Source organism: Streptomyces sp. NPDC059166 (assembly GCF_042755185.1).
In the GTDB taxonomy this organism is placed as follows: Bacteria; Actinomycetota; Actinomycetes; order Streptomycetales; family Streptomycetaceae; genus Streptomyces.
Window position 1 is genome coordinate 1 of record NZ_JBHZCI010000091.1, and the last position, 2,890, is coordinate 2,890.

Annotated in this window: 4 protein-coding genes and 1 pseudogene; 2 read left to right on the top strand and 3 right to left on the bottom strand. The window is 66.9% G+C overall.

Features of this window, described 5'->3' with window-relative positions; genetic code table 11:
- Window positions 1-92 precede the first annotated feature (92 nt).
- Window positions 93-245, bottom strand: a pseudogene (locus tag ACFXOA_RS32170) (site-specific integrase); the annotation flags it as partial.
- A 214-nt stretch (window positions 246-459) separates the two neighbouring features.
- The gene (locus tag ACFXOA_RS32175; protein WP_385035705.1) at window positions 460-1,194 is read right to left on the bottom strand and encodes an SDR family NAD(P)-dependent oxidoreductase; all 735 of its coding nucleotides are present in this window, start codon (window positions 1,192-1,194) and stop codon (window positions 460-462) included.
- 310 nt (window positions 1,195-1,504) lie between these two features.
- Here ACFXOA_RS32175 and ACFXOA_RS32180 point away from each other — a divergent pair, with 310 nt between their 5' ends.
- Together ACFXOA_RS32180 and ACFXOA_RS32185 are read left to right on the top strand one after the other, a co-directional pair.
- Window positions 1,505-1,960 carry a hypothetical protein gene (locus ACFXOA_RS32180; protein ID WP_385035707.1) on the top strand — a complete coding sequence of 152 codons (456 nt, stop codon included), beginning with the start codon at window positions 1,505-1,507 and terminating at the stop codon, window positions 1,958-1,960.
- A gap of 184 nt (window positions 1,961-2,144) precedes the next feature.
- Window positions 2,145-2,438, top strand: coding sequence for a hypothetical protein (locus ACFXOA_RS32185; RefSeq protein WP_385035709.1), 294 nt, complete (start codon window positions 2,145-2,147; stop codon window positions 2,436-2,438).
- Window positions 2,439-2,539: 101 nt separating this feature from the next.
- Here ACFXOA_RS32185 and ACFXOA_RS32190 read toward each other — a convergent pair.
- Window positions 2,540-2,890, bottom strand: a 351-nt coding sequence (locus ACFXOA_RS32190) for a transposase (protein ID WP_385035711.1), incomplete at its 5' end; no start/stop codon positions are given.

The window sequence follows — 2,890 nt, forward strand, 5'->3', positions numbered from 1 at the left end:
GGCTCCACTCCTACAATCACCACCGCGGCCACACCGCACTCGCAGGCAAACCACCCGCCAGCCGCGTCCCCAACCTCACAGGGCAATACAGCTAGGGCGGTGTGCTCGTCCAGCAGCGCGCGGGCCTGCCCGTAGGACAGTCGGGCCAGCCCGGTGTCCGGGCAGACGTCGCGGGCGGAGAGCACCTTGCCGGGCCCGGGACGGCGATGGGTGACGAACACCGGACCGCGGGTGCGGCCCTTTAAAGGAACTACGGGCCGCGAACGCGGAAGAGATCGCCCAGCTCAAGGCCGACGTCGAAGCTCTGGTGGCGCTCTGCACCGGTCCACGGTGAAGAACCGTGTGCTGCATCAGCAGCAGATCGAGGGTGCTGGCGTGGTCCGTACATTGACCCCACAGCCCGGCACCGGACCAGGGGGTTAAGGTGCCCCGGCGCCTGGCAGCTGCCGCCATCCGTGCTCATTGTTGAGGGCGAGGCTTGGCCTTGGTGGCGTGGCGGGCGGCCTTGTACGTCTCGGGCAGGATGCGGTGTTCGATGGCGGTGCGTTTGGTGGCGGCGTCGCCGCCGACGATCTCGGCGCGGCCTTCCATCATGGCGACGAAGCCCTGGCGGGCGACTTCCCTGCGGCTGTTCTTCTTCGCGCCGGTGCCGAAGGCGGTGTTGTTCATGCCGGCGCGGGCGTGGAAGTCGCTGTCGGTGGCGCCGGGCATGAGGCAGGTGACGGTGACGCCGTTTCCCTTGAGCTCTTCCCGCAGTCCGAGGGCGAACATGCGGGTGAAGGCCCGGGAAGGGCCGTAGACGGTCTCGTAGGGGGTGGGCAGTGTCGCCGACAGCGAGGACGTGATGAGGATCTTCCCGTCGCCGTGGGCGGCCATGTGCCGGGCGACCCTCTTGGCGAGGTGGACGACGGAGCTCACGTTGAGAGAGATCAGGGACAGTTCGTCGTCCAGGTCGGTGTCGAGGAACGCTCCGCCGATGCTGCGTCCGGCGTTCAGTACCGCTGCGGCCAGCGGACGGCCGGTCTTCTCCACCGCCTTCCACACCGTCTCGACCCCGTCGGTGTCGGCGAGGTCGGCCCGCACGGGGATGACGTGGGCGCCGTCGCGGGTGAACTGCTCGGCGGCCTCGTCGATCTTGGCGCTGCGGCCGGTGGCGACCAGGGAGGTCCTGGCCCGCTGTCCCGAACTGGACACGGCCGCCGGACACGTCCGCGACTTCGGAGAGATCCTCACCGGTTGCCTTGGTGCCACGCTTCCTGCCTGGAAGATCTGTTGTCGTCCGCGGACGACAACAGATCTTCCCACGGGACAGGAACGTATGTACCGGCAACAGGGCATGCAGGGACGAATGGGAGACTCTGCAGTTTGGTGAACCTCCAGGGTGACTCTCTGCCGTCGGAAGCTATTCTGAACATGTTCATTTCTGCTGAGGTGGCATGGAGGCATGATGGGCAATCGCCGGTGCGGGAGATGGTGGGTGCTGGGTCCGGCAGTGGTTCTTGTCATGGTCACCAGTGGCTGTGGGGCGATCTTTTACCCCAGGCTGCCGACCGTCCACGATGCTTCGACCAAAGAACTCGCTGGAGACTGGACGGGATCCGATGGTGCCAAGGTGACCCTGGAGAGGAGCGGGCGAGCCGAGGTAAGGGATCTTGGAGGCGAGGACTGGGATTTCGACGAAGGCTGGGGCCTGTCCGGTACCGGGACCTGGCAATTGATCAAGGGGACCAGCGGAGAGACGATCGGCGGGGCCCCGGCAGTCCAGATCTCCATCACCGATGTGACGGGGCAGATCCAGCGTCCCGCCGGGGACTTCGATGAATGGACGGCCGCCCCGCACGCTCCGATTGGCCAGTACACCTGGGAGTTCGGCATGGAGCGGACCAAGGAAGGGCTTCAGCCGTACTACCTTGCTGGGGACCCGGACGCTCCCAACCTATACCGTCTCAGGCGAACGTGACCGGGTGACACCCGCGTCAAGATACTTGCGGCTACGAGAATCTTCAGCCTGATCTTGCGAGGACCCCGGGTGTTACGCCCGGGAGGAATCGCATCCTTGGGGCCCGGAGGCGCGCAGCGCCGGAGTTCACCCTCCAGCGGGACGGGCAGATCCCGGCGAACGTCCTCATGCCGCTGATCGACCCATGTGCGCCAAGCAGGACAAGCTGCTGCGGGCGGCCCCCGTCGCGCAGCAGATGGTCCAGGACCGGGTGCGTCTGCGCGGGGCGTTCACGGATCTCGAGAACGAGTGGGTGACGTGGCAGGACACCGACCCGGACAGCCCTGGCCGGATCGACGCCTCCGTGATCCTCGTCTACGGCCTGATCCCCGAGGCGAAAGAGGGCGCGCGGATCGTCCATGCACCGCGGCCGGACGCACCGAGACTGGTCAATGGCGCCCCGGGGGCCGGGGTGTACGGGCGGCGCATCGCGAAATAACGTCGCAGGGGTGAAGTGCGAGGCCGCTGGGCCAGTCCCGGCGGGCGGCCCTCAATCCTCATCCTGGAGGAGCTCCTGATGATGCTGCCTAAGAAGTCATCTCATTTGGCGAGTCTGCGATAGCAGATGAGGGTGCAGGCGATGCTGGTGAAGGCGAGGAAGTGGTCGGCCTTGCGTTCGTAGCGGCGATGGAGGCGGCGGCAGCCGGCGAGCCAGGACATGGTGCGTTCCACGGTCCAGCGGTGGCGGCCCAGCCGCTGCGAGGACTCGATTCCTTTGCGGGCGATGCGGTGGGTGATGCCGCGCTCGCGTAACCATCGCCGCAGGTGGGCGTAGTCGTAGCCCTTGTCGGCATGAAGTTTGCCGGGCTTGCGACGGCGCCGGCCGCGACGCGAGCGGACCGGTGGGATGCCCTTCATAAGCGGGATCAGGGCCTGGCTGTCGTGCAGGTT

Excerpts from the sequence above, each read along its gene's own strand:
- ACFXOA_RS32180 (WP_385035707.1), top strand. The coding sequence starts at position 1,505 with ATGGTCACCAGTGGCTGTGGGGCGATCTTTTACCCCAGGCTGCCGACC.
- ACFXOA_RS32185 (WP_385035709.1), top strand. The coding sequence starts at position 2,145 with ATGTGCGCCAAGCAGGACAAGCTGCTGCGGGCGGCCCCCGTCGCGCAG.